23 protein-coding genes, 2 tRNA genes and 1 other RNA gene are annotated in these 22,947 nt (G+C 76.0%); 11 read left to right on the top strand and 15 right to left on the bottom strand.

What is annotated here, in order from left to right:
• Positions 1-70 precede the first annotated feature (70 nt).
• Positions 71-1,720, bottom strand: a complete 1,650-nt coding sequence (locus tag ACI8AF_RS01285) for an ABC transporter substrate-binding protein (RefSeq protein WP_456537840.1) — start codon at positions 1,718-1,720, stop codon at positions 71-73.
• Positions 1,721-1,939: 219 nt separating this feature from the next.
• Here ACI8AF_RS01285 and ACI8AF_RS01280 point away from each other — a divergent pair, with 219 nt between their 5' ends.
• Complete coding sequence (locus ACI8AF_RS01280) at positions 1,940-2,377, top strand: PPOX class F420-dependent oxidoreductase (RefSeq protein ID WP_456537839.1); 438 nt, start codon at positions 1,940-1,942, stop codon at positions 2,375-2,377.
• A 30-nt stretch (positions 2,378-2,407) separates the two neighbouring features.
• Here the strand turns inward: ACI8AF_RS01280 and ACI8AF_RS01275 are convergent, their stop codons facing one another.
• The 3 genes from ACI8AF_RS01275 to ACI8AF_RS01265 form a co-directional block, all read right to left on the bottom strand.
• Positions 2,408-3,181 carry a VOC family protein gene (locus ACI8AF_RS01275; protein WP_456537838.1) on the bottom strand — a complete coding sequence of 258 codons (774 nt, stop codon included), beginning with the start codon at positions 3,179-3,181 and terminating at the stop codon, positions 2,408-2,410.
• Positions 3,182-3,234: 53 nt separating this feature from the next.
• Positions 3,235-5,316, bottom strand: a complete 2,082-nt coding sequence (locus ACI8AF_RS01270) for a TPM domain-containing protein (protein ID WP_456537837.1) — start codon at positions 5,314-5,316, stop codon at positions 3,235-3,237.
• A 95-nt stretch (positions 5,317-5,411) separates the two neighbouring features.
• Positions 5,412-7,361, bottom strand: coding sequence for a TPM domain-containing protein (locus tag ACI8AF_RS01265; RefSeq protein WP_456537836.1), 1,950 nt, complete (start codon positions 7,359-7,361; stop codon positions 5,412-5,414).
• A 110-nt stretch (positions 7,362-7,471) separates the two neighbouring features.
• On the opposite strand from ACI8AF_RS01265, the gene ACI8AF_RS01260 reads away from it, so the two are divergent.
• Complete coding sequence (locus tag ACI8AF_RS01260; protein WP_456537835.1) at positions 7,472-7,828, top strand: Rieske (2Fe-2S) protein; 357 nt, start codon at positions 7,472-7,474, stop codon at positions 7,826-7,828.
• A gap of 43 nt (positions 7,829-7,871) precedes the next feature.
• Here ACI8AF_RS01260 and recR read toward each other — a convergent pair whose 3' ends face one another.
• Together recR and ACI8AF_RS01250 are read right to left on the bottom strand one after the other, a co-directional pair.
• On the bottom strand, positions 7,872-8,471 hold the full coding sequence (gene recR, locus ACI8AF_RS01255) for a recombination mediator RecR (protein ID WP_456537834.1): 600 nt from the start codon (positions 8,469-8,471) through the stop codon (positions 7,872-7,874).
• 25 nt (positions 8,472-8,496) lie between these two features.
• Positions 8,497-8,832, bottom strand: a complete 336-nt coding sequence (locus ACI8AF_RS01250) for a YbaB/EbfC family nucleoid-associated protein (protein ID WP_456537833.1) — start codon at positions 8,830-8,832, stop codon at positions 8,497-8,499.
• 50 nt (positions 8,833-8,882) lie between these two features.
• On the opposite strand from ACI8AF_RS01250, the gene ACI8AF_RS01245 reads away from it, so the two are divergent.
• Positions 8,883-9,686, top strand: coding sequence for an N-acetylmuramoyl-L-alanine amidase (locus ACI8AF_RS01245; RefSeq protein ID WP_456537832.1), 804 nt, complete (start codon positions 8,883-8,885; stop codon positions 9,684-9,686).
• Between the two features lie 14 nt (positions 9,687-9,700).
• Here the strand turns inward: ACI8AF_RS01245 and ACI8AF_RS01240 are convergent, their stop codons facing one another.
• The 3 genes from ACI8AF_RS01240 to ACI8AF_RS01230 all read right to left on the bottom strand — a co-directional run bounded on the left by ACI8AF_RS01240 (position 9,701) and on the right by ACI8AF_RS01230 (position 12,208).
• Positions 9,701-11,842, bottom strand: a complete 2,142-nt coding sequence (locus tag ACI8AF_RS01240) for a DNA polymerase III subunit gamma and tau (RefSeq protein WP_456537831.1) — start codon at positions 11,840-11,842, stop codon at positions 9,701-9,703.
• A 78-nt stretch (positions 11,843-11,920) separates the two neighbouring features.
• Positions 11,921-12,016: signal recognition particle sRNA small type (gene ffs, locus ACI8AF_RS01235), an RNA gene on the bottom strand.
• Positions 12,017-12,122: 106 nt separating this feature from the next.
• Positions 12,123-12,208, bottom strand: a tRNA-Ser gene (locus ACI8AF_RS01230).
• Positions 12,209-12,307: 99 nt separating this feature from the next.
• Between ACI8AF_RS01230 and ACI8AF_RS01225 the strand changes: the two genes are divergently transcribed.
• From ACI8AF_RS01225 to ACI8AF_RS01215, 3 genes are read left to right on the top strand one after another with little or no spacing between them, the layout of a single operon-like run.
• Positions 12,308-12,655 (top strand): hypothetical protein, encoded by a 348-nt coding sequence (locus ACI8AF_RS01225; RefSeq protein WP_456537830.1) that lies wholly within the window; start codon positions 12,308-12,310, stop codon positions 12,653-12,655.
• 12 nt (positions 12,656-12,667) lie between these two features.
• Positions 12,668-14,314, top strand: coding sequence for a serine/threonine-protein kinase (locus ACI8AF_RS01220; RefSeq protein WP_456537829.1), 1,647 nt, complete (start codon positions 12,668-12,670; stop codon positions 14,312-14,314).
• A gap of 35 nt (positions 14,315-14,349) precedes the next feature.
• On the top strand, positions 14,350-14,475 hold the full coding sequence (locus ACI8AF_RS01215) for a hypothetical protein (RefSeq protein ID WP_456537828.1): 126 nt from the start codon (positions 14,350-14,352) through the stop codon (positions 14,473-14,475).
• A gap of 54 nt (positions 14,476-14,529) precedes the next feature.
• Here ACI8AF_RS01215 and ACI8AF_RS01210 read toward each other — a convergent pair.
• The 5 genes from ACI8AF_RS01210 to ACI8AF_RS01190 form a co-directional block, all read right to left on the bottom strand.
• Positions 14,530-14,614, bottom strand: a tRNA-Ser gene (locus ACI8AF_RS01210).
• Positions 14,615-14,624: 10 nt separating this feature from the next.
• Positions 14,625-15,083: a nucleoside deaminase gene (locus ACI8AF_RS01205; RefSeq protein ID WP_456537827.1), complete on the bottom strand. Its 459-nt coding sequence runs from the start codon at positions 15,081-15,083 to the stop codon at positions 14,625-14,627.
• A gap of 68 nt (positions 15,084-15,151) precedes the next feature.
• On the bottom strand, positions 15,152-15,808 hold the full coding sequence (locus ACI8AF_RS01200; RefSeq protein WP_456537826.1) for an HAD family hydrolase: 657 nt from the start codon (positions 15,806-15,808) through the stop codon (positions 15,152-15,154).
• On the bottom strand, positions 15,805-16,320 hold the full coding sequence (locus tag ACI8AF_RS01195; protein ID WP_456537825.1) for a tRNA adenosine deaminase-associated protein: 516 nt from the start codon (positions 16,318-16,320) through the stop codon (positions 15,805-15,807). The genes ACI8AF_RS01200 and ACI8AF_RS01195 overlap by 4 nt, the downstream gene beginning before the upstream one ends.
• On the bottom strand, positions 16,317-16,982 hold the full coding sequence (locus ACI8AF_RS01190) for an O-methyltransferase (protein WP_456537824.1): 666 nt from the start codon (positions 16,980-16,982) through the stop codon (positions 16,317-16,319). The genes ACI8AF_RS01195 and ACI8AF_RS01190 overlap by 4 nt, the downstream gene beginning before the upstream one ends.
• 43 nt (positions 16,983-17,025) lie before the next feature.
• Here ACI8AF_RS01190 and ACI8AF_RS01185 point away from each other — a divergent pair, with 43 nt between their 5' ends.
• The 5 genes from ACI8AF_RS01185 to ACI8AF_RS01165 all read left to right on the top strand — a co-directional run bounded on the left by ACI8AF_RS01185 (position 17,026) and on the right by ACI8AF_RS01165 (position 21,977).
• Positions 17,026-17,442 carry a PaaI family thioesterase gene (locus tag ACI8AF_RS01185; RefSeq protein ID WP_456537823.1) on the top strand — a complete coding sequence of 139 codons (417 nt, stop codon included), beginning with the start codon at positions 17,026-17,028 and terminating at the stop codon, positions 17,440-17,442.
• Complete coding sequence (locus ACI8AF_RS01180) at positions 17,439-18,359, top strand: prephenate dehydrogenase (protein ID WP_456537822.1); 921 nt, start codon at positions 17,439-17,441, stop codon at positions 18,357-18,359. The genes ACI8AF_RS01185 and ACI8AF_RS01180 overlap by 4 nt, the downstream gene beginning before the upstream one ends.
• Before the next feature lie 36 nt (positions 18,360-18,395).
• Positions 18,396-18,632 carry a DUF2630 family protein gene (locus ACI8AF_RS01175; protein ID WP_456537821.1) on the top strand — a complete coding sequence of 79 codons (237 nt, stop codon included), beginning with the start codon at positions 18,396-18,398 and terminating at the stop codon, positions 18,630-18,632.
• Positions 18,633-19,235: 603 nt separating this feature from the next.
• Positions 19,236-20,231, top strand: a complete 996-nt coding sequence (locus ACI8AF_RS01170; RefSeq protein WP_456537820.1) for a UDP-glucuronic acid decarboxylase family protein — start codon at positions 19,236-19,238, stop codon at positions 20,229-20,231.
• Positions 20,232-20,333: 102 nt separating this feature from the next.
• Complete coding sequence (locus ACI8AF_RS01165) at positions 20,334-21,977, top strand: VWA domain-containing protein (RefSeq protein ID WP_456537819.1); 1,644 nt, start codon at positions 20,334-20,336, stop codon at positions 21,975-21,977.
• A 57-nt stretch (positions 21,978-22,034) separates the two neighbouring features.
• Here the strand turns inward: ACI8AF_RS01165 and ACI8AF_RS01160 are convergent, their stop codons facing one another.
• Positions 22,035-22,946, bottom strand: a complete 912-nt coding sequence (locus ACI8AF_RS01160) for a glycosyltransferase family 9 protein (protein ID WP_456537818.1) — start codon at positions 22,944-22,946, stop codon at positions 22,035-22,037.
• Position 22,947: the final 1 nt, after the last annotated feature.

Here is a 22,947-nt window from a genome sequence, read left to right as displayed (position 1 = left end):
GCACGCGCGCGGGCCCCGGGTGGCTCGCTCGAGGCGAGCCACCCGGGGCCCGGCTACGGGTCCGCCCGCCTCAGCTGGTGCGGGACAGGGCTCCGTACCGGAACTTGAACGAGGCGTCGAGGGTGTCCTCGGCCCCCTCGATGTCCACCCCGGTGACGGCGACCTGGGCACCCTGCAGGTACGGCACGGTCGACAGGTCCTGCGCCTCGAGCTCCTGGATCTGCTCGATGAGCGCCTGCCGCGCCGCCGGGTCGGCGGTGGTGGCCTGCTGCAGGATCAGGTCGTTGACCTGCTGGTTGGAGTAGTGGTTGCTCAGGAAGTTCTCCGTGAGGAAGAACGGCGTGAGGTAGTTGTCGGCGTCGGAGTAGTCCGGGAACCAGCCGAGCTGGTAGGCCGGGTACACGTCGGCGACGCGGTCCTCGGAGTACTGGACCCACTCCGTCGTCTGCAGGTTGACGGTGAACAGGCCCGTCGCCTCCAGCTGGTCCTTGATCAGGGCGTACTCGTCACCCGAGGACGGCCCGTAGTGGTCGTCGGAGTACTGGAGGTTCAGCTCGACCGGGGTCTGGACGCCGGCCGCCTGCAGCCGCTGGGCCGCCTTGTCCGGGTCCGGCCCGCCCTGCCCGTCGCCGTAGAGGTCCCGCAGCGGGGTGGTGGCGCCGGTGAGGCCCTCGGGCACGAACGAGTACAGCGGGGTGTAGGTGCCCTTGTAGACCTGGTCGGCGAGCTCCTCGCGGTCGATCAGGTCGGCCACCGCCTGCCGGACGGCGAGCGCCTTGGCCGGGTCGGCCTCGGGCGTCGTCGCGCCGTAGGGCTGCGTGTTGAAGTTGAAGACGATGTAGCGGATCTCTCCGCCCGGCCCGTCGACGACCCGGACGTCGTCGTTGCCGCGCAGGTCCTCGATGTCGGTCGCCGACAGGCTGCGGAAGGCGACGTCGATGTTGCCCTCCTGCACGTCGAGCTTCAGGTTCGAGGCGTCGGCGTAGTACTTGACGTCGATGTTCGACGTCGCCGGCGCACCGAGCAGGCCCTGGTAGTCGGGGTTGGCCTCGTAGGAGACCAGGTTGTTGAGGTCGTAGTCGGTGATCGTGTACGGGCCGGCGAACGCCTGGCCCTCGACGATCTCGTCGTCCGGCGTGAGCGAGTCGGGCGAGAAGACGTCCTCGTCGACGATCGGGCCCACCGGGCTGGAGAGGATCTGCGGGAAGACCTGGTCGTCGGGGTTGGTCAGGTTGAACACGACCGTGGTGTCGTCGGGCGCGTCGACGCTGGCCAGGTTGTACAGCAGCGAGGCCGGGCCGTTCGGGTCGTTGATCGCCACCATGCGGTCGAAGGTGAACTTCACGTCCGACGAGGTCAGCTCGTTGCCGTTGGCGAAGGTCAGGCCCGGCTTCAGCGTGACCGTGTACTGGGTCGGCGAGGTGAACTCGGCCGACTCGGCGATGTCCGGCTCGACGTCCGGGCTGCCGTAGGGGGTGTTCATCAGGAACGGGTAGACCTGGTTCATCACGGCGAACGAGCCGTTGTCGTACGAGCCCGCCGGGTCGATCGTGGTGATCTTGTCGCTGGTCCCGATGATCAGGGTGTCGCCGCCGCCGCCCGAGCCGCCGCCGCCGTCGTCGTCACCGCCCCCGCCGCAGGCGGCCAGCACCAGGGCCGTCACCGCGATGCCGGACGTGACGGCGAGCCGCCGCCGGCCGTCCCTCGAAACGGAACTCATCCGCGTACCTCGTCTTCATGGGAGCGGCCGCCGGGCGCGGGGCGCGCCCCACGGCGGCCGCCCGTGGTCCGATAAGAGGCCCCATGCCTAGCACAGAGGTTTTCCCGCTCAGGAGGGCGGCGGACAGGGTGTTATGCGGTCGTGACCGGGGACCGCCGGAGAGCTTGTCGTCGTCCGGCCGGGGTGCACGGACGGCCCGGGCTGCGGCAGGCTGAGGGCATGGCGGTCCACCCCGATCCCCGCATGCTCGACGTCCTCGCCGCGAACCGGTGGGGCGTGCTGGCCACCGTCAAGGGCGACGGCCGGCCCCAGGTGTCGACGATCGGCTACGCGTACGACCGCGACGCCGGGCTGATCCGCATCTCGGTCACCGACGACCGGGTGAAGACCCGCAACCTGCGGCGCGATCCGCGGGCCACCCTCCACGTGCGCGGCGACGACGTCTGGACCTGGGTCGCGGTCGAGGGCACCGCCGAGCTCACGCCGGTGGCCGCCGACCCGCACGACGCGACGGTGGAGGAGCTGATCACCTACTACCGCGGCACCGCCGGCGAGCACCCGGACTGGGACGAGTACCGGGCGGCGATGGTCACCGACCGCCGGCTGGTCGTGCGGCTGCGCCCCGAGCACGCCTACGGGCAGCTGCCGCGCGGCTGACCCGCCGGCGCGGCAGCTCCCCGGTCCGGCTCAGGCCGGGTCGACGTCCTGGATCACCTCGAACGGCGCGCCCCACGGGTCCTCGAGGACGGCGAACCGCCCGAACGGGGTGTCCTCGGGGCCGGTGAGCACCTTGCCGCCCTGCGCCTCCACGGCGGCGACCGCCTCGTCGGCCGACGCCACCCCGAAGCAGACCAGCCAGCCGGTGGGGATGCCGGGCACGGAACCGCCCATGCCGCCCTGCGGGTACTCGGGGGTGCGCTCGTCGGTGCGGAAGGTGGCGTAGCCCTCGAGGCCCTCCACGTCGTCGAAGGCGTAGCCGAAGACCGCGCCGTAGAAGGCCCGGGCGGCGGCGGGGTCGTCGGAGGTCGCCTCGTCCCACGCCACCGTGCCCGGCTCGCTGTGCCGCTGGAAGCCGGTGTGCTCCCGGGCCTCCCAGAGGCCGAACCCGTTGCCCTGCGGGTCGAGCGCGATGGTCATGACGCCGAACGGCGGCACCTCCATCGGCGCGACGACGACGGTGCCGCCGGCCGCCGTGATGCGCTCGACCGCGGCCGCGGAGTCGTCGGTGGCGAAGTAGGTCGTCCAGGCGGGCGGGCCGGAGTCCTGCACGAGCGGTGCCAGGCCGGCGACCGGCCGGCCGTCGCGCGTGGCGTTGAGGTAGCCGCCGTACTCCTCGCCGCCGCCGGTGAACTCCCAGCCGAACAGGCCGCCGTAGAAGGCGCGGGCGGCGTCGACGTCAGCGGCTCCGTAGTCGACCCAGCACGGGGTGCCGTTCGGCCAGGGGGTGTCGCGGGTGGGCATCGCTGTCCTCCTCGAGTCGGGGGCCGCAGCCTCCTCCCGGGCACCGACAGTTCTCAGAAGTCCCCGCCGCCGCCGAAGTCGCCGCCGAAGTCCCCGCCGCCGCCGAAGTCCCCGCCCCCGCCGAAGTCGCCCCCGCCGGCCGAGAAGTCGCCGCCGAAGTCGCCGTCGTTGTCCCCGAACAGCAGGCCGCCGAGCACGAGGCCGCCGAGCCCCCACCCCAGGGCGTTGCCCATGCCACCGCCGCGCCCGTAGCCGTAGCCCGGGCGTCCGTAGCCGTAGCCCTGCCCGTAGCCGCCGCCCTGCCCGTAGCCGCCGCCCCAGCCGTAGCCGGTGCGCTGCGACCACCGCAGCACGTCGTCCTGGGCGAGCTGGAGGGCGTAGCGGGCCAGCTGGTCGGCGCTCTGCGCCTCGCGCAGCGCGCGGACCGGGTCGTCGTAGGCCATCCGGGCCGACGCCTCGAGGTGGCGCTCGGCCTCGGCCAGGCGGGTGCGCGCCTCGCTGCCCACGGCACCGCGCCGGGTGCTGATGAAGTCGTCGGCCGCCGTGACCCCCGAGCGCGCGGTGAGCAGTGCCTGCTCGAGCGCCTCGGCGGCACGCCGGCGGTTGGTCTCCGCGTCGCGGGCGCTCTGCAGCGCCTGCTCGAGGGCGGCGTCGGCCTCCTCGATCCGGCGCAGCGCGGCCAGCGGGTCGGGCAGGCCGCCGTCGGACGGGTGCAGCGCGCTCTCGGCGGACGCCAGCTCGGCCTGGGCGCGGGCGACGGGCGGCTGCAGGCCGTCGCGGTCGCCGCGCGCCATCAGCGCCCGGGCCTCGGCCAGGTCGGCCTCGGTCTCGGCGCGGGCGGCGGCCAGCCGCTGCTCGGCGGTGGCGAGGTCCTCGGCCAGCCGGTCGATCGCGTCGAGCAGCGTGGTGCTCTGCGTGACCGCGTCCTCGGCCGGACGCAGCCGGCCGACGGCCTGCCCCGTCTGCCCGCCCTGCTGGGCCTCGCGGGCCTGGCCGAGCAGCTGCTCCGCCGCGGCCAGCCGGGCCCCGGCCTCCTGCACGTTCACCGCGACCGGGGCCAGGGCGCTCGCGGCGTAGCGGCCCTGCAGCTCGGTGAGCCTGCGCTCCTGGGCGGGCAGCCGCTGCTGCAGGGCGTCGATCCGGCGGCCCAGCTCCTCGATGGCCTGCGGGGCCTGGGCCTCCTGCGCGCGCAGGGCGTCGAGGGCGGCGGACTGCTCCGCCAGCCGCTTGCCCGCCGCGTCGGTGAGGGCCAGCAGCTCGGTGAGCATCCGCCGCTGCGTCGGCTCGTCCTCGGGGATCTCGTCGTCCAGCTCCTGGCGGATGGTGAAGGCCCGGGCCAGCTCGTCGCGCGAGCGCTCCAGGGCCTCGTCGGCACCGGGCACGGCGTCGGCCCCGAAGTGGGTGCGGGCGAAGTCGACGTTGACCTGGGCGGTGCGGACCCGCTCGTCGAGCTCGAGCAGGGCCTCGCTCGCGCGGCCGTTGAGCGTCGCGGTCGGCGTGCCGGCGTGCGGGTCGGGCGCCGGCAGCTGCCCCCGCCCGGCGGCCGGCAGCTCGGCGCGGCCCCGGTTCCGGCGCGAGCGCACGAACAGGTAGCCGCCGACGGCGACCAGCGCGAGCAGCAGCACGACCAGCAGGACGGCGCCGCCGCCCCCGCCGCCGCCGGCGGAGGAGTCGGAGGACGACGCCGTCGAGCCGCCGAGCGCGTCGGCCGTGGCGCTCACCGCACCGGCCCAGTCCCCGTCGCCCAGCTGCGACTCGATGTCGGCGGCGCCCTGGTTGAGCTCGGCCTGGTCCTCCGCCGTGCCCGCGTCGAACCCGTACTGCCCGTCCTCCACCGCGACGGCCAGCAGCACCTGGTTGCCGGAGAGGCCGGTCGCGTTCGCGGCCTCGGTGGCCCACTGCTGGCCGTCGGCGCCGTCGAAGGTGTCGACGAAGGCGACGTACAGCTGGGTGCCGGTGTCGGTCTGCAGGTCCTGCAGGACCTGCTCGACGTCGGCCTCCTCGCCGGCGGAGAGGACGTCGGCGGTGTCGGTGACCTGGTCGGACAGGGCCGACGGCGGCTCGGCGAGCGCCGGGGCCGCCCCGGCGAGCAGGGCGGCGGCGGAGACGCCGAGGACGATCGTCAGACGACGCACGGTGCGCGAACCTCCAGTTGCGTGGGCCGCCGCAGAGGACGTCCCGGACCTTCTGCACGTGCGGACGCCCTGCCGGGTTCCCGCGCGCCGCCGCTTCAGAACCGGCCGCCGCCCCCGCGCCGACCGCCCCCGCCGGACCGCCGGCCGCCACCGGACGAGCGGCGGACGCCGGAGGAGCGCGACGACGAGCGACGGGAGGAGCGGTAACCGCCGCCGGAGCCGCCGAACCCTCCGCCGCCCCAGCCGAGGCCTCCGCCTCCCCACCCGCCACCGCCGTAGCCCCCTCCCCAGCCGCCGCCCACGGCGACGGGCGGGGAGAGGTCGCGGTGCACGGCGTTCTGCGCCGCCTGCGCCTGGGCGGTCGCCCGCTCGGCGGCGGCCAGGGCCACCACGGCGTCGAGCGCGGCGGCCGCCTCGGCCTGGGCGAGGTGGCGGCGCGCCTCGGCCAGCGCGGTGCGCGCGGCGGCGCCCACCCGGGCGCCGCGCGTCGCGACGAGGTCCTCGGCCCCGGCGACCCGGACCCGAGCCCCGGCGAGCACGCGGTCGAGCCGGGCGCGGGCGGCGTCCTGCCGCGCCTGCTCGTCCCGCGCCCGGGCCAGCGCCTCGTCGAGCGCGGTGTCGGCCGCGGTGAGCTTCTCCAGCGCGGTCAGCGGGTCGGGCGGGCTCCCGCCGGCCAGCGCGTCGACCTCGGCCAGCGCCTGCTCCGCGCGGGCCAGCTGCTCGGCGAGGCCGGTGCTCTCGGTACCGGAGGCGGCCAGCGTGCGGGCCTCGCCCAGCGCGCGCTCGGCCTCCGCGCGCGCGGCGGGCAGCCGGGCCGCGGCGTCCTCGAGCTCCTGCCCGCGACGGCCGATCGCGTCGAGCAGCGTCGCCGCCTGGCTGACCGCCTCCTCCGCGGCCCGGACGGCCGGCGCGGCCATCCCCGGCCGGCCCGCGGCGATCTCGGCGCGGCCGCCGTCGACCGCCTGCTGCGCGGCGATGAGGCGGGCGCGGGCCTCGGCGTCGTTGTCGTCCTCGGGCGCCAGCGCCGTGCGGGACCAGCGCTCGCGGAGGCGGGCCAGCGCGGCCTCCTCCTGCGGCAGGCGCTCGGTCAGGGCGGTGACCCGCGCGGCCAGCCCGTCGAGCAGCAGCGGGGCGTTGCGCTCCAGGTCGCGCAGCTGCGCAAAGGCCGCGGCCTGCGCGTCGAGCTTCGTGTCGGCCGAGTCGGCGAGCCGGATCAGCTCGGCGAGCATCTTCCGGGTCGTCTCGTCGTCCTCCGGGTGCTCGTCGTCGAGCCGCTGCCGGACCGCGAAGGCCTGGTCCATCTCGGCGCGGGCGGCGGCGAAGGTCGCGGCCGCCTCGGCGACGGCCGCCTCGCCGTACTGCTGGCGGGCGAAGTCCAGGTCGACCTGCGACGTGCGCAGCGCCTCGTCCACCTGCAGCAGCGCCTCCGCGGCCCGGCCCTGCACCGACTCGGTGGGCTCGCCGGGGAACGGGTCCTCGCGGCGCCGGCGCTCGTCCTCGGCCCGGCGCCGCTTGCGCACCCGGTTTCCCCAGACCAGGCCGGCGACGACCAGGACGACGGCGGCGACGACCAGCACGGCCGGCCAGATCGACGACGGCTGCAGACCGTCGGCCAGGGCCACCACCGCGCCGGCCCAGTCCTCCTCGGCGAGCCGCGGCTCGACGTCGGAGGTGACGAGGTCCTGCAGGTCCTCGTCGGACAGCCGGAAGCCCTCGTCGACCGACCAGCCGTACGCGCGGTCGCCGACGGCGACGGCGAACAGCACGTCGCCGTCGCCGAGCTGGGAGGCCTCGGCGGTGTCGGCCGCCCAGTCGAACCCGTCGGCGCCGTCGAAGGAGTCGACGAACACCACCCACAGCTGCGTGCCGTCGGCGTCGCGGAGCTCCTCCAGCGCCTCCTCGACCCGGTCCCGGTCGCCGGAGGAGAGCACCCCGGACTCGTCGGTGACCTGGTCGTCGAGCCGGAACGGGGCCTCGGCCAGCGCCGGGGCGGCGGCGAGCAGCAGCCCGGCCAGCAGGCCGAGGACGACGAGCAACCGGCGCACGAGGGCTCCCTCCGGGCGGACGCGTTCCGCCGGACCCTAACCGCGGCCCGCGTCGATCGGGTCGGTCGCGGGTAGGGCGGCGGTCCGACCCCCGAGCCGCTGGAGGCACCGTGGACGCACCCGACCGGATCCCCGCCGCCGAGCTCCCGCCGGGCGCGGTCCGCCGCGCCGGCGACTGGGCGGTGGGCAACGCCGGCGGGGGGTACTTCGCGGTCTCCCGGCGCTGCCGGCACCAGCTGGCCGACCTGTCCGAGGGCAGCGTCGACGCCGACGGCTGCCTGGTCTGCCCGTGGCACCAGAGCCGCTACGACGTCCGCACCGGGGAGATGGTCGAGGGGCCGCGCGGCTTCCTCGGCTACCACGGCCCGACGCCCGGCTACACGCAGTTCGTGCGGGCGTACGCCAAGCGGCTGAGGCTCCGGGTGCGCACGGCCCTCCGCCGCGGCGACGACGTCGTGGTCGAGTGAGCGGAGTCCCAGGGCGCGGGAAGTGCGGCCCTGGGACTCCGCTTCAGGCGTCGATGCGGCGGCGGCCCTCGAAGGCGCGGCCCAGGGTGACCTCGTCGGCGTACTCGAGGTCACCGCCGACCGGCAGTCCGCTGGCCAGCCGGGACACCGCGAGCCCCATGGGGCCGACCAGCCGCGCCAGGTAGGCCGCGGTGGCCTCGCCCTCGAGGTTGGGGTCGGTGGCGATGATCAGCTCGGTGACCGAGCCGTCCATGAGCCGCGTCATCAGCTCCCGAACCCGCAGGTCGTCGGGGCCGACGCCCTCGATCGGGCTGATCGCGCCGCCGAGCACGTGGTACTTGCCGCGGAACTCCCGCGTGCGCTCGATCGCGACGACGTCCTTGGGTTCCTCGACGACGCAGATGACGTCGTCGGAGCGGCGCGGGTCGCGGCAGATCCGGCACTGCTCGCCCTCGGCGACGTTGTAGCAGGTCGAGCAGAAGCGCACCTCGGCCTGCACCCGCTGCAGCGCCGCGACCAGCCGACCGACGTCGGCGCTCTCGGCGGCGAGCAGGTGGAAGGCGATGCGCTGGGCGCTCTTGGGACCGACGCCCGGCAGCCGGCCGAGCTCGTCGATGAGGTCCTGGACGGCACCCTCGTACACGGTGGTTCTTTCCTCCGGGGCGGATCTACAGGCCGGGCAGGCCCAGGCCGCCACCGAGGCCGCCGGCCAGCGGGCCCATGGTGGTGGCGGCCAGCTCGTCGACGGCGCGCCGCGCGTCGCGGACGGCGGCGACGATGAGGTCCTGCAGCGTCTCCACGTCGTCGGGGTCGACCGCGGCCGGCGCGATGGTGAGCGCGGTGAGCTCGCCGCTGCCGGTCATCGTGGCGGTGACGAGGTTGCCACCGGCCGAGCCGGTGACCTCGGTGCGCGCGAGCTCCTCCTGCGCGGCGACCAGCTGCTGCTGCATCTGCTGGGCCTGCTGGAGCAACTGCGCCATGTCGGGCTGGCCTCCGGGGAACATGCCCCGAGCGTAGGCCGCGGCAGCGACATCGGGCGTGACACGCTGGCCGTGTGCGACGGGCGAGGGTGCTGGTGCCCCTCGCCCTGCTCGCGGCCTGCTCCGCGCCCGCCGCCCCCGCCGCCCCCGCCGCCCCGACGGTCGCCCCGCCGTCGTCGAGCACGGCGGCTCCCAGCGCTCCCCCGCCGTCGCCCACCCCGCCCCCGGCACCGCCGCCGGTCGTCGTCCTCGACCCCGGGCACAACGGCGGCAACGCAGCGCACCCCGAGGTGGTGACCGCGCCGGTGCCCGACGGCGCCGGCGGCACCAAGCCGTGCAACACCACGGGGACGGCGACCGACGCCGGCTACCCCGAGCACGCCTTCACGTGGGACGTCGCCGTCCGCACCCGCGACCTGCTGACCGCCGCGGGCGTGCAGGTGGTGCTCTCGCGTCCGGACGACGACGGCGTGGGTCCGTGCGTGGACGCGCGCGGGGCGCTCGGCGGGCAGGTCGGCGCGGCGGCGTTCGTCGGCATCCACGGGGACGGCGCCGCGCCGGGCGGGCGCGGCTTCCACGTGATCACGTCCTCGCTCGATCCCGCCGGGCCGGACGTCGCGGCGCGCACCGACGCCCTCGCCACCGCGCTGCGCGACGCGCTGGTGGCGGTCGAGCCGGTCAGCGACTACCTCGGCGCGGACGGGCTCGACGAACGGCCCGACCTCGCCGGGCTGAACCTCAGCGCGGTGCCGGCGGTCTACGTCGAGTGCGGCAACATGCGCAACGCCGCCGACGCGGCGTGGATGAGCACCGCCGAGGGCCGGCAGGCGCTGGCCGGGCGGCTCGCCGCCGGCGTCCTGGCCTTCCTCGGACGCTGACGCCGGTCCCTTCCTCAGCCCTCCACGGGGCGGGCGCCGAGCTGGGAGCGCAGCAGGGCGAGCGCCGCCTGCTCCGGGTCCACGGCGGGGGTGTCGTCGACCGGCTCGCCGGCCGCCTCGGCGGCGTGCTGGGCGGCCAGCTCGCGCTCCTCGGCGGCGCGGGCGGCCTCGCGGGCCACCTCGGGCGAGACCTTGGTGCCGGGCGGTCCGCCGGCCCCCTCGACGACCGCCTCGACCTTCCAGCGCACGCCGAGCAGCTCGTTGAGCGCCTCGCGCAGGACGTCCTTGTTCAGGTCGTCGCCGATCCGCCGGGCCAGCGCCGGCGACGACGTCGACAGCACGAGGGTGCCGGCGCGCAGCTCGTGCACCTGCGCGTTCTTGAGCAGGGCCTCGGTGGTGCGCTTGTGCCGCTTGACCACCGCCAGCAGCTCGGGCCAGATCCGGCGGACGTCGCTGGTGGTGAGGTCGCCGCCGGAGGCCTGCTCCGGCGGGTTCGCCGACGCCACCGGGGTCGGCTCGGGGGGGGGGGGGGGCGGGGGGGCCGGGGCCCGGGGCCGGGGGGGGCGGGGGGGGGGGGGGGCGGGGGGGGGGGGGGGGGGGGGGGGGGGGCGCGCGGGGCGGGCGGCGTGCGGCCAGTCCTCGTCGTCCGTGGGCTCGGGCGGCAGCGGGATGTCCGGTTCAGCGGTGGCCACCCGCGGCTTCGCGGGCGCCGGGGCGGCGGTGCCGGGCCGGAGGGTCTCGGGCCAGTCGTCGTCGGCGACGGGCCCGGCCGGTGCCGGGGCCGCCGCCCGGGCCGTCGGCGGGGTCGGTGCCGGCGGCGGCTCGGGTGCGGGAGCCGGTGCCGGGGCGGCGGCCTGCTGCGACCGGCGCACGAACTCCCGGCGCGGCCCGGCCGGGGACGGCGCGGGGGCGGCCGGCGGCGCCTCGACCGGGGCCGCCGCCCGCGCGACCGGCGCGTCGTCGGGCTCCACGGGCCGGCCGGCGTGCTCGCCGGCGATCGACATCCGCCGCTCGAGGCGCTCCAGCCGCTGCAGGGTGGCGGCGGCGGAGCCGTCGGTGGCGGGCAGGAGCATGCGCGCGCAGACCAGCTCGAGCAGCAGCCGCGGCGCGGTCGTCCCGCGCATCTCGGTGAGCCCCTCGTGCACGGTGTCGGCCATCCGCGACAGGGTCGCCGAGCCCAGCGCCTGGGCCTGGGAGCTCATCAGGTCGAGCCGGTCGGGCGGGCAGTCGAGCAGGCCGTTGCCACCGGCCTCGGGGACGGCGTCGAGCACGATCAGGTCCCGCAGCCGGTCGAGCAGGTCGGTGGCGAAGCGGCGCGGGTCGTGGCCGGCCTCGACCACCCGGTCGACGGCGCGGAAGACCGCCGGCGCGTCGTGCGCGGCCAGGGCGTCGATCGTCTCGTCGAGCAGGGCGTCGTCGGTGACCCCCAGGAGGCCGACCGCCTCCTTGTAGGTGACGCCCTCGGACCCCGCGCCGGCGAGCAGCTGGTCGAGGATGGACAGCGAGTCGCGCACCGAGCCGCCGCCGGCCCGGACGACGAGCGGGAAGACGGTGGGCTCGACCTGCACGCCCTCGGCGGCGCAGGTCTTCTCCAGCAGGCCGCGCAGCGTGGTGGGCGGCACCAGCCGGAACGGGTAGTGGTGCGTGCGCGAGCGGATCGTGGGCAGCACCTTGTCCGGCTCGGTGGTGGCGAAGACGAAGACGAGGAACTCCGGCGGCTCCTCGACCACCTTGAGCAGGGCGTTGAAGCCCTGCGTGGTGACCATGTGCGCCTCGTCGACGATGTACACCTTGTAGCGGCTGTTGACCGGCGCGAAGAAGGCGCGCTCCCGCAGGTCGCGGGCGTCGTCGACACCGCCGTGGCTGGCCGCGTCGATCTCGATGACGTCGATCGAGCCGGGGCCGTCGGGCGCCAGGGAGACGCAGGAGGTGCACACGCCGCACGGCGTCGACGTCGGCCCCTTCTCGCAGTTGAGCGAGCGGGCGAGGATCCGCGCCGACGACGTCTTGCCGCAGCCGCGCGGGCCGCTGAAGAGGTAGGCGTGGTTGATCCGGCCGGCGTCGACCGCGTTCACCAGCGGGGCGGTGACGTGCTCCTGCCCGACCACCTCGGCGAAGGTCGCCGGGCGGTACTTCCGGTAGAGCGCCAGAGCCACGCAGGCAGGTTACGTGGCGGAGGTGACGACGCCGGGGACCCGACGGCGCCGTGTGGGCGACGGCACCGGCCCGGGAAAAGTAGGGACCCCCCGCGCACCCGCCAGAGCCCGCTTATCCTTGCTGCCTTCCGGCCCTGGGGAGGTTCACGGGGTGACGCCACACGAGGGGTCTGGCCCCACTGTACGGGACGGCGCCCCGAGACCGGACGCGCCGCCCCCGACACGGGAGCCGGGAGACGCATCGGGCCCCCGGTGCGGCGACCGGGGGCCCGAGGAGGCGCGGAGGATGGGGGATTCGAACCCCCGAGGGCTGTTAACCCAACCCGCTTTCCAAGCGAGCGCCATAGGCCACTAGGCGAATCCTCCGTCGAGCAGAGTACCGGGCGGCGCGCACCGCGGACCCGGGGGTGGTTGAGTGTCGGCCGACAGGGAAAGGTTCGACCGGTACCCACGAGGAGGCAGACGATGAGCGAACCGCAGCAGGTGAGACCCGAGGTCGTGGAAGCCATCCTCGCCGTCCTCCAGGGGGCCGACCCGGGCAGCCTGCCGGCGGACGCCACCAAGGAGGAGAAGGCCGCGGCCAAGGACCGCTACCTCTCCGAGTTCGCCGCCGAGCGCAGCAAGCGGGACCGGCAGGCGCAGGCCTGGGAGCTGCTGCTCACCCGCGGCTACGACGAGCCGCCGACCTGGCAGCGGCTGTTCGACGACCTCTCCCCCGAGGCGCTGCAGGAGCTCGGCACCCTCTACGACGCGTTGCCCGCCGGCGCCCAGGAGGAGTACGCGCGCCGCTTCGGGGTCCCCTCCGCCGTCTGACGGCGGTCTGCCGTGACCGCACCCCTGACCCGGCCGGGTCGGCTCGTCGCGGGCCGCTACCGGCTGCTGTCGCAGATCGGTGGCGGCGGGATGGGCACGGTCTGGGTCGCCCGCGACGAGCTGCTGGGCCGGCAGGTGGCGATCAAGCAGGTGGTGCCGCCGGCGAGTGCGGATCCGAAGGAGGCCGAGCAGCAGCGGCAGCGCGCCCTCCGCGAGGGCAGGATCGCCGCGCGGCTCTCCCACCCGCACGCGATCTCGGTCTACGACGTGGCCGTCGAGTCGGGTCAGCCGTGGCTGGTCATGGAGTACCTGCCCTCCCGCAGCCTGGCCGCGGTCCTGACCGAGGACGGGCTGCTGCGCGTCGAGACGGTCGCGCAGATCGGCGCGCAGGTGGCCGACGCGCTGGCCGCCACGCACGCCGCGGGCATCGTGCACCGCGACGTGAAGCCGGCCAACATCCTCATCGGGGAGGGCGAGCCCCGGGTCGAGGGCCTCGTCAAGATCACCGACTTCGGCATCTCGCACGCCAGCGGGGACGTCACCCTCACCCAGACCGGCCAGATCACCGGCACGCCCGCCTTCCTCGCGCCCGAAGTGGCGCAGGGCGAGGAACCCGGGCCGGCCAGCGACGTCTTCTCGCTCGGCGCCACCCTCTACACCTGCCGGGAGGGGCAACCGCCGTTCGGCATGAGCGGCAACTCGCTCCAGCAGTTGCACCGCGTCGCGGCCGGCCGCATCAACCCGCCGGTGAACTGCGCCGGGCTCACCGAGCCCCTGATGAAGATGCTCGCGCCCACCCCGGGGACCCGGCCGTCCATGGCCGAGATCCGCGACGAGCTGGCCTCGCTGGTCTCCCGGGACGGCGACACGACCACGGTCCTGCTGGCGCGCACGCAGCTGCGCTCCTCCGGCCGGCAGCGGACGGCGACCTTCCCCGCAGCGGCGCCCGCCGAGCCGACCCCGTCCCCTCCGCCGCCCCCGGTGGTCCCGCGCCCCGCGGCCGAGGACCCGCCGCCGGCCACCACGCCCCGGCCGGCCGCCGCCCCACCGGTACCCGCTCCCCCGGCCCGCCCGACCGACGGCGAGGCGGCGGGCTCCCGTCGGCGACCGTGGCTGTGGGTCGCGCTGGGCGCCCTGCTCACCGTCGCGGTGGTGCTGGGGGTCGTCTGGCTGACCGGTCGCGGGACGGACGACGGCGGCGGCGGGACGGCGCAGCAGACCTCGTCGCCGTCCGCGGAGACCTCCTCGTCCCCGCCGGCCGAGGAGACGACGGAGCAGCCGGCGGGAACGACGGGGGCCGGCTCCGAGACCACGACGTCGGCACAGCCGACGGCGACCGGCGACCCGCTGAGCGCGGCGAACGTCGAGCGGTTCCTGGTGGACTACCACGAGCTGGTCACCAGCGATCCCGCCGCCGCCTTCGCCCGCACCGGGCCGACGCTGCGCGAGGCGATCGGCAGCCAGGAGGACTACGCCGCCTACTGGGGCCAGTTCTCCGACGTGCAGGTGAGCGAGGTCCGGGCGGGCGACGGGCAGAGCAGCGCCCTCGCCCGGCTCACCTGGGTGTACCGGGACGGCGGGACCGAGAGCGCCGTGCGCCGGTTCGACTTCGTCGTCCAGGACGGCGAGCTGCTGCTCGACTGCGAGTGCGATCCGTGAGCCGGACTGTCGTACCCCGGGCCTAGCGTCCGGTCGTGAGCTCTCCCGCCGCCACCCTCCCGCGAACCGAGCAGGCACCTCCGGAGCCGGAGGCCCGCTGCCCGCTGTGCGGCGGCCGGCACGCGGCGGCCGCCGTCCACCGGCCCCGCCGGCCGATGTGACCCGAGAACGCGCGAGAGGCGGCACCCTAGCGGGGTGCCGCCTCTCGCGGAGGGCGGTGGCGGTGGGATTTGAACCCACGGAGGCTTGCACCTCACACGCTTTCGAGGCGTGCTCCTTCGGCCGCTCGGACACGCCACCGCCGAAGAGACTACAGGCCCCTCTGCGCGCGGAAGAACGCGCGTAGCAGCGCGGCGGACTCCTCGGCCCGGATCCCGGCGGTGACCTCGGGCCGGTGGTTGAGCCGGCGGTCCCGGACGACGTCCCACAGCGACCCGACCGCCCCGGCCTTGGGGTCGTCGGCGCCGTAGACCACCCGGCCGACCCGCGCGAGGACGCTCGCACCTGCGCACATGGTGCACGGCTCGAGGGTGACGACCAGCGTCGCGCCGGTCAGCCGCCAGCCGTCGCCGTGCACCCGCGCGGCGTCCCGGAGGGCGAGCACCTCGGCGTGCGCGGTGGGGTCGCCCCGCTTCTCCCGCTCGTTGGCCGCCTCGGCCAGGACCGTCCCGTCCGGCCCGAGGACGACGGCGCCGATCGGCGTGTCGCCCCACTCCTGCGCGGCTGCGGCCAGCTCCAGCGCCCGGTCCATCGCGGCGTCGACGTCCACCACTGACACCTCGGCGTCCTAGTGCTCTGCCCGGCATGGTGGGCAGAGCACTAGGTTGCGCGAACACGTCACGAGGGGTCGCCGTCCAGCGGGAAGCCGACCAGCTCCGCGAGCTCGGCCAGGGCCTCGTCCGGCTCCACCACCTTGATCGTGCGGAACCCCAGCGCGCGGGCCGGCTTGAGGTTGATCCCGAGGTCGTCGAGGTAGGCGCAGTCCGCGGCGGGCACCGGCCGGCCCACGGCGTCGGACAGCCGGGCGAGCGCCCGCTCGTAGATCTCCGGCTCGGGCTTGCGCACGCCCTCGACCGACGACTCGACCACGGCGTCGAACAGCGCCAGCAGCTCGCCGAGCTCACCGGTCCGCTCCATCGGGGCGACGTTGTTCGACAGCAGGCCCAGCGGCAGCCCGGCGTCCTTGAGCCGGCGGACCGCGGCGACCATCTGCGGCCGCAGCTCGCCGCGCAGCCCGTCGAGCACCCGGGCGGCGTCCACCCGGTGCCCGGCCGCGAGCGCCTCCGCCTCGAACGCCGCCGAGAAGCCGGTCACGTCCAGCTCGCCGCGCTCGTACCGGGCCCAGGCGTTCGTGTCCGGGTCGGTGCTGTTCAGCCGCCGGATCAGCCCCTCCGGCAGACCGACCTCCCGCTCGTAGGCGGCGAAGGCGTGCATCGGGCTCTCGGTGAGCACCCCGCCGAGGTCGAACACCACCGCACCCACGACCGCCGTCACGGGGCCACCGCCGCGACGAGCTCGTCGGCGAACCCGAGGCGCGCCGCGATCCGGGTGACCATCTCGTCGGCCCACAGGTCGTCGGCGGTCACGATCGGGCGCAGCTCGTCGGCGGGCAGCCCGTCGTCGGCGAACACGTCGAGGTCGCCGCCCGGCCAGCCGGACTCGTCGTCGTCGAAGGCGCCGTCGGTGTCGACGCCGATGCCGTACCGCTCGACCACCTCGGCGGCGAGCACCCACTCCTGCATCGTCGCGTCGGAGATCAGCGCCCGGACCATGCCGCCGGGGCCGTGGCGCAGCACGACGAAGTACAGCCGCGAGTCGACGACGACGACGAACGGCCCCGGCCACTCCGCGGCTCCCGGGTCGCCGAGGGCCCGCTCCAGCACCGGCAGCTCGTCGCCGGCGTCGGCGGCCAGCAGCTCGACCGCCCACCGGGTGCCGGTGCGCGCGACCTTGACCGCGAAGCTCGGCCGGAGCTCGGGGGCCTCGTCCACCGACTCGGGGCTCATCGCTTGCGCAGCAGGGTCAGCCCGTCGGAGACCGGCAGCAGCACGGTCTCCCAGCGGGGGTCGGTGGCCAGGGCGGCGTTGAGCGCGGCGACGGCGCGGGCGTCGTCGTCCTGCGGGTCGAGGACCCGGCCGTCGCGCAGGGTGTTGTCGAGGAGCACGAGGCCGTTGTCGCGCAGCCGCGGGTGCAGCTGGTCGACGTAGTCGGCGTAGCCCTCCTTGTCGGCGTCGACGAACGCCAGGTCCAGGTGCGGCTCGGCCGGCAGCGCCCGCAGCGACTCGTGGGCGTCGCCGATCCGCACCTCGATCCGGTCGGCCACGCCGGCCCGCTCCCAGTGGCGGCGGGCGATCGCCGTCCACTCCTCGCTGACGTCGAGGCAGACCAGCCGTCCGTCCGCGGGCATGCCGCGGGCGATGCACAGCGCCGAGTAGCCGGTGAACGTGCCGATCTCCACCGCGCTCCGGGCGCCCACGGCGGCGGTGAGCAGCTGCATGAAGCTGCCCTGCTCCGGCGCGATCTGGAAGGTCGGCGAGGCGGCCGGGTCCCGCTCGGCCAGCGCGGCGGTCTCCGCCAGCAGGTCGAGCACGACCTGGTCGTAGGGCTCGGAGGACGCGCGCACGTACTCGGCGAGCTCCGGGGTCAGGAGGAAGGACCGCGGGGTCATGGCGCGTGGGGCCTGAGGAGCGCGGGGGTCATAGGGTCCGATCATGGACGACGTCCCGGCCGAGCTGTTCGCCCGGCTCGCGGCCGACCCGCTGGCCGGGCACCTGGGCATCGAGCTGGAGCAGGTCCGCCCCGGGTACGCGCGCGCGGCGATGACCGTCGGCCCGCAGCTGCTCAACGCCGTCGGCATGGCGCACGGCGGGGCCACGATGGCGCTGCTCGACGTCGTGCACGCCGCCGTGAGCAACAGCCACGGCACCGTGGCGATCGCGCAGGACGTGCACACCGAGTTCCTCGCCGCCGGCGCCGCGGGCGACCGGCTGGTGGCCGAGGGCGTCGAGGTGCACCGCAGCAACCGCACCGCGGTCTACCGCATCGAGGCCCGGGCGCAGGACGGGCGGCTGGTGGCCACCGCGCTCGCCCGGGTCTTCCGCACCGACCGCCCGTGGGGAACCGCATGAGCTCGTTCCCGGTCCCGACCATGCCGGTGCCGCCGGTGTCGGTCGTCGGCCTCGGGCAGCTCGGTGGCTCGCTGGCCGCCGCACTGGCCGCCGCCGGCCGCCCGGTGACCGGCTGGGACGTCGACCCGGCCGCCCGCGAGGCCGCCGCTGCGCGGGGCGTCCGAATCGGTCGGGAGCTGGACGGCGTCGTCGTCCTGGCCGTGCCGCTGCCGGCGATGGAGACGGCGCTCGACGACCTCGCCGTCGCCCCCGACGCGACGGTCACCGACCTCGGGTCGGTGAAGGTGCCGGTGCTGGCCGGGCCGGGCGCCCGCTACGGCGGCCGGTTCGTCGGGGGCCACCCGATGTGCGGGACGGAACGGTCCGGCCACGGGGCGACCGACCCGGCGCTGTTCGCCGGCGCCCGCTGGGCGGTCTGCCTGGAGCCGGGCACGGAGCTGCCGCGCTGGCTGCGGGTCGCGGAGGTGGCCCTGCAGGTCGGCGCCGAGGTCGTGCCGGTCACCGCCGCCGAGCACGACGACGCGGTCGCCGCGGTCAGCCACGTGCCGCACCTGCTGGCCGCCGCGCTCGCCGCCGCGGCGGGCGAGGCCGGGCCGCTGGCGCTGACCCTGGCGGCGGGCAGCTTCGCGAGCGGCACGCGGGTGGTGGGCAGCGACCCGGCCTTCGTCACCGCGATGGTCGAGGGCAACGCCGCGCCCACCGCCGCCGCGCTCGAGCGGGTGCTGGCCCAGCTCGGCCGACCGTGGCCGGAGCTGGTGGCGGCCGGCCACGCGGTGGCGACGCGACGGACGGGGCGGCGCGAGGTCCGGGTCCCGCTGGACCGCGCGGCGCTGCTGGCGCTGGGCCGCGCCGGCGGTGCGGTCACCCGGCGGCTGGCCGCCTTCGTCGAGGGCTGGGTGCCGGAGCAGACGGCCTGACGGTTTCCCCGTCGGGAGAAAGGGCAGGGAGCGATCATGGACGAGAAGGACATCCTCAGCCGGATCTCGGCGCTGGTGGACGAGGAGCACAAGTTGCGCGGCAGCAGCGGCGACCACACCGACGAGCAGCGGGAGCGGCTGAGCCACCTCGAGGTCCAGCTGGACCAGTGCTGGGACCTGCTGCGCCAGTGGCGGGCCAAGCGCCAGTACGGCGAGGACCCGGACGAGGCGCAGGCCCGTCCCGAGCAGGAGGTCGAGAACTACCTCCAGTAGAAGGACCCCCTCGCCCCCCACCGCTCGCACGCTCGCGGCGGGCGCCTCGGCCCGGCGGGTGCCCAGCGCGACGACCCCCACCTGGGCCCCCGAGCGGGTGCCCCACACCGACCGGATCCCCCGGCGCAGCAGCGCCCCCGCCAGGTCGGCCAGCGCCGGGACGTCGTCGCCGGCCGGCAGCGCGACCACCACGAGCAGCCGGCCGTCCAGCGGCAGCGCGAGCAGGTCGACCGCAGCACGCACGAAGACCGGATCGCTGCCGCGGCCGTCGAGCAGGCCGTCGACCACGCGCTGCCGGGACTGCTCGTCGACCCCGGCCAGCCGCCGCTGCTCCTCCCGAACGGCACCACGGGCGAGGACCTCACCGGCGTCCTGGTCACCGACAACGGCGACGCCGCGATCGAGGAGTCCGACGCCGGGTCCGGGGACGTGCCCGAGAACGGCATCCCCAACGCCTGACGCGCACCGCTCGACGAACGGGCCGTCGGTCCCCGCCGGGGGCCGGCGGCCCGTTCTGCTGTGTGGTTCGCTCCCGAAGTGTGTCGCCGTGATCTTGGGGTAGGGCAGCCGCGCAGCACCCGGGACGACGACGGAGGAGCCCCCATGCCCCAGGCAGCGAGTCCGGTGCGCGAGGCGCGCACCATCCGGCGAGCGGTGGTCACCGGCGGCGCCGGCTTCCTGGGATCGCACCTGTGCGAGCACCTGCTCGACCGGGGCGTCGAGGTGGTCTGCCTCGACAACTTCCTCACCGGTTCGCCGAACAACGTGCTGCACCTGATGGAGCACCCGGGCTTCCGGCTGGTCCGCTGCGACGTGACCGACTTCGTGCACGTCCCCGGGCCGGTCGACCTGGTGCTGCACTTCGCCTCGCCGGCCAGCCCGCTGGACTACCTGAAGATGCCGATCGAGACGCTCAAGGTGGGCAGCCTCGGCACGCTGCACACCCTGGGCCTGGCCCACGAGAAGGGCGCCCGGTACGTGCTGGCCTCCACCTCGGAGGTCTACGGCGACCCGCTGCAGCACCCGCAGGACGAGGACTACTGGGGCAACGTGAACCCGGTCGGCCCGCGCGGGGTCTACGACGAGGCCAAGCGGTTCAGCGAGGCGCTGACCACCGCCTACCGCACGTCCAAGGGCACCGACACCGCCATCGTGCGGATCTTCAACACCTACGGCCCGCGGATGCGCGTGGACGACGGCCGGGCGATCCCCGCCTTCGTCGGGCAGGCGCTGTCCGGCCGGCCGCTGACCGTCGCCGGTGACGGGTCGCAGACCCGCTCCATCTGCTACGTCGACGACACCGTCCGGGGCATCCTGGCGCTGGCCTTCTCGACCGAGACCGGCCCGGTCAACATCGGCAACCCCGACGAGCTGTCCATGCTCCGGCTGGCCGGGTGGATCAAGGAGATGACCGGCTCGTCGTCGCCGATCGAGTTCATCGACCTGCCGGTGGACGACCCGAAGGTCCGCCGTCCGGACACCACCCGGGCCGAGCAGCTGCTCGGCTGGCGGCCCGAGGTGCCCTCCGAGGAGGGGCTGCGGCGGACGGTGGCGTGGTTCGCCGCGCAGCTGGGGACGGCGGCCGCCGCGGCCGGCTGATCGGCGTCCCGGGGACGACACACGGAGGGCTCGCGGCCGACTACGCTGGGTCGGCGGCACGGGGGGTCGCCCGCCGGCCGTCCCCTACGACTGAGAGCGAGCATGGGCCGCCACGCCGACACCTCCTCCTCGTCCCGCCGTGTCCACCCCCGTGCCGTGGTCGCCGCCGCGGCGGTCCTCGTCCTCCTCGCCGGGGGGATCGTGTGGTGGGTCGTCGCCTCCGGTGCAGACGACGCCGCGTGCGCGGAGCAGCCCGTCCGGGTGACCGTCGCCCCGGAGGTGGGCGACCTGGCCCGTGAACTGCTGGCCGACCCGCAGACGCTGCCCGACGGCGGCTGCGCCGTGGCCGAGGTCGAGACCCAGGGACCGCTGGAGACGGTCGCCGACCTGGGCGCTCTGGAGGGCGGGGCGCTCCCCCAGGTGTGGGTGCCCGACTCGTCGCTGTGGCTGGCCCGTGCGCCCGAGGGGGCGCCGCTGGAGCCCGCCGGCAACCTGGCCTCCTCGCCGATCGTGCTGGCCACCAGCTCGTCGGTCGCCGGCTGGTTCGGCGCGCCGGACACCCCGCCCACGTGGGCGGAGGCGCTCTCGGCCGGCCACCCCATCACCGTGCCGGACCTGGCCCGCAGCGCCGAGGGGATCAGCGCGCTGGGGGCCGTGCGGGCGGGGCTCGGCGGCGGCGAGGACGCCGACAACGCGATCGTGCAGGCGGTGCTCGCCGCCTCCCGCGGCCCGGCGCTGAGCGTCCAGGACGCCCTGGCGGCCGGTGCCGCCGGTGACCCGCAGGCGCCGCTGGTGCCGGTGAGCGAGCAGGAGGTCTGGGCGGTGAACTCGACCGCCGGCGACTCCCTGCTGGCCGTCGTGTACCCGAGCGACGGCTCGCCGGCGCTGGACTACCCGGTGCTGCGGGTGGGCGCGAGCGGGGACGGCGACGCCGCCGCGGTGGACGCCGTGCTCGACCGGCTCGGCGGCGCGGCGGCGCACGACCGGGCGCGGGAGGCGGGCTTCCGGGCCCCCGACGGCGCCGCGCCCGCCGCCGCGACCGACAACGGGCTGCAGGAGGCGGCGCCCGCCGCGGTCGCGCTCGACCCGGCCGACGTCCGGGCCCTGCTCGGGCGGCTGTCGAGCCTCACCGCGCCCTCGCGGATCCTCGCCGTCTTCGACGTCTCCACCTCGATGGAGGCGCCGGTGGGCGACGGCACCCGGGCCACGCTGGCCCGCGACGCGGCCAAGAGCGCGCTCACCCTGGTGCCCGACACCTCGGCGATCGGGCTGTGGACCTTCGCCTTCCAGCTCGAGGGCGAGCAGGACTACCGCGAGCTCGTGCCCACCCGGCGGCTGGACGCCGACGCCGACGGCCGGCCGCAGCGCGACGTCCTCGACGACCAGCTCGACACCATCCCCGACTCGCTCACGCCGGGCGGCACGGGTCTGTACGACACGGTGCTGGCATCGGTGCGGGCCGCCCAGGCGGACTACAACCCCGACGCGGTGAACAGCGTGCTGATCGTCACCGACGGGACGAACGAGGACGACCAGAGCATCGCGCTGGAGGAGCTGCTGGACACGCTGACGGCCGAGGCCGACCCGGACCGGCCGGTGAAGGTCATCGGCGTCGCGCTCGGCCCGGACGCCGACCTCGACGTGCTGCAGCAGATCGCCGACGCCACCGGTGGCGCCGCCTACTCGGCCGAGGACCCCGCGGACCTGCAGTCGGTCCTCTTCGACGCCCTCCGCCAGCGGCAGTAGAGCCCGCACAACTCCCCTGCCGGTGCTAGTGCTCTGCCCACCGTGGTGGGCAGAGCACTAGCGAGCCCGGAGAAGGGTGTCCAGCGCCCCGGTCACCTCGTCGACGGTGACCTCCTCCAGCGCCGGGTCGAGCTCGGTGCCCCACGGGTCGCCGGTCCCGTCGCCGTGCCACAGCACGACGTGCTGGGGTCGTGGCGGTGGCCCCCACAGCGCCGGGGAGACCGGGCCGAACAGCACCACCGACGGCCGCCGGTACGCCGTGGCCAGGTGCGCGACGCCGGTGTCGCCGCAGACCACCACGCGCGCGGCCGCCACGACGGCGGCCAGCTCCAGCGACGTCGTCCGGCCGGCCAGGACGGCGTCGGGGCCCAGCCCGGCGCCCTCCGCGACGGCCCGGGCGAGCGGTTCCTCGGCCGGCCCGCCGGTGATCCGCACGTCGTGCCCCGCCCCGGCCAGGTGCCGGGCGACGGCGGCGAACCGCTCGGGCGGCCAGCGCCGGCCCGGGAACGCCGCCCCCGGGTGGACGACCGCCGCCCCGGTCACCGGCGGGGGCACGGCCGGGACGGCGAGGTCGAGCGCGTCGGGGTCGGCGTCGACGCCGAGGCCCTCGGCGACCAGCCGGCACCAGCGGCGGACCTCGTGCTCGTCGGGCCGCCAGACCGGGCCGGGGTAGCCGGGGCTGGCGAAGGTGAGCAGCCGGTCGGGGTGCAGCTGGTCGACGACCACGTGCGACGCCGGTCCCTTGCCGTGCAGGTCGACGGCGAGCTCCGGCGGCCGGCGGTCCCAGTCCAGCGGTTCGAGCTCGCGGGCGGGCAGCACCTCGTCGACGGCGTCGATCAGCGCGGCGAGGGGCTCGAGCGCCGCCGTCGTCGCCAGGACGAGGTGGTGCTCGGGCACCGCGGCCCGGACCGCGCGGATCGCCGGCACCCCCGTGAGCAGGTCCCCCAGCCCCAGCGGCCGGAGGACCACG

It is taken from the genome of Blastococcus sp. SYSU D00669, assembly GCF_054050715.1.
This window is presented reverse-complemented; position numbering and strand designations above follow the sequence as displayed.

Coding starts and splice junctions, on each gene's coding strand:
- ACI8AF_RS01285 (WP_456537840.1), bottom strand. CDS start 1,720: ATGAGTTCCGTTTCGAGGGACGGCCGGCGGCGGCTCGCCGTCACGTCC.
- ACI8AF_RS01280 (WP_456537839.1), top strand. CDS start 1,940: ATGGCGGTCCACCCCGATCCCCGCATGCTCGACGTCCTCGCCGCGAAC.
- ACI8AF_RS01275 (WP_456537838.1), bottom strand. CDS start 3,181: ATGCCCACCCGCGACACCCCCTGGCCGAACGGCACCCCGTGCTGGGTC.
- ACI8AF_RS01250 (WP_456537833.1), bottom strand. CDS start 8,832: ATGTTCCCCGGAGGCCAGCCCGACATGGCGCAGTTGCTCCAGCAGGCC.
- ACI8AF_RS01225 (WP_456537830.1), top strand. CDS start 12,308: ATGAGCGAACCGCAGCAGGTGAGACCCGAGGTCGTGGAAGCCATCCTC.
- ACI8AF_RS01195 (WP_456537825.1), bottom strand. CDS start 16,320: ATGAGCCCCGAGTCGGTGGACGAGGCCCCCGAGCTCCGGCCGAGCTTC.
- ACI8AF_RS01190 (WP_456537824.1), bottom strand. CDS start 16,982: ATGACCCCGCGGTCCTTCCTCCTGACCCCGGAGCTCGCCGAGTACGTG.
- ACI8AF_RS01185 (WP_456537823.1), top strand. CDS start 17,026: ATGGACGACGTCCCGGCCGAGCTGTTCGCCCGGCTCGCGGCCGACCCG.
- ACI8AF_RS01180 (WP_456537822.1), top strand. CDS start 17,439: ATGAGCTCGTTCCCGGTCCCGACCATGCCGGTGCCGCCGGTGTCGGTC.
- ACI8AF_RS01175 (WP_456537821.1), top strand. CDS start 18,396: ATGGACGAGAAGGACATCCTCAGCCGGATCTCGGCGCTGGTGGACGAG.
- ACI8AF_RS01170 (WP_456537820.1), top strand. CDS start 19,236: ATGCCCCAGGCAGCGAGTCCGGTGCGCGAGGCGCGCACCATCCGGCGA.
- ACI8AF_RS01165 (WP_456537819.1), top strand. CDS start 20,334: ATGGGCCGCCACGCCGACACCTCCTCCTCGTCCCGCCGTGTCCACCCC.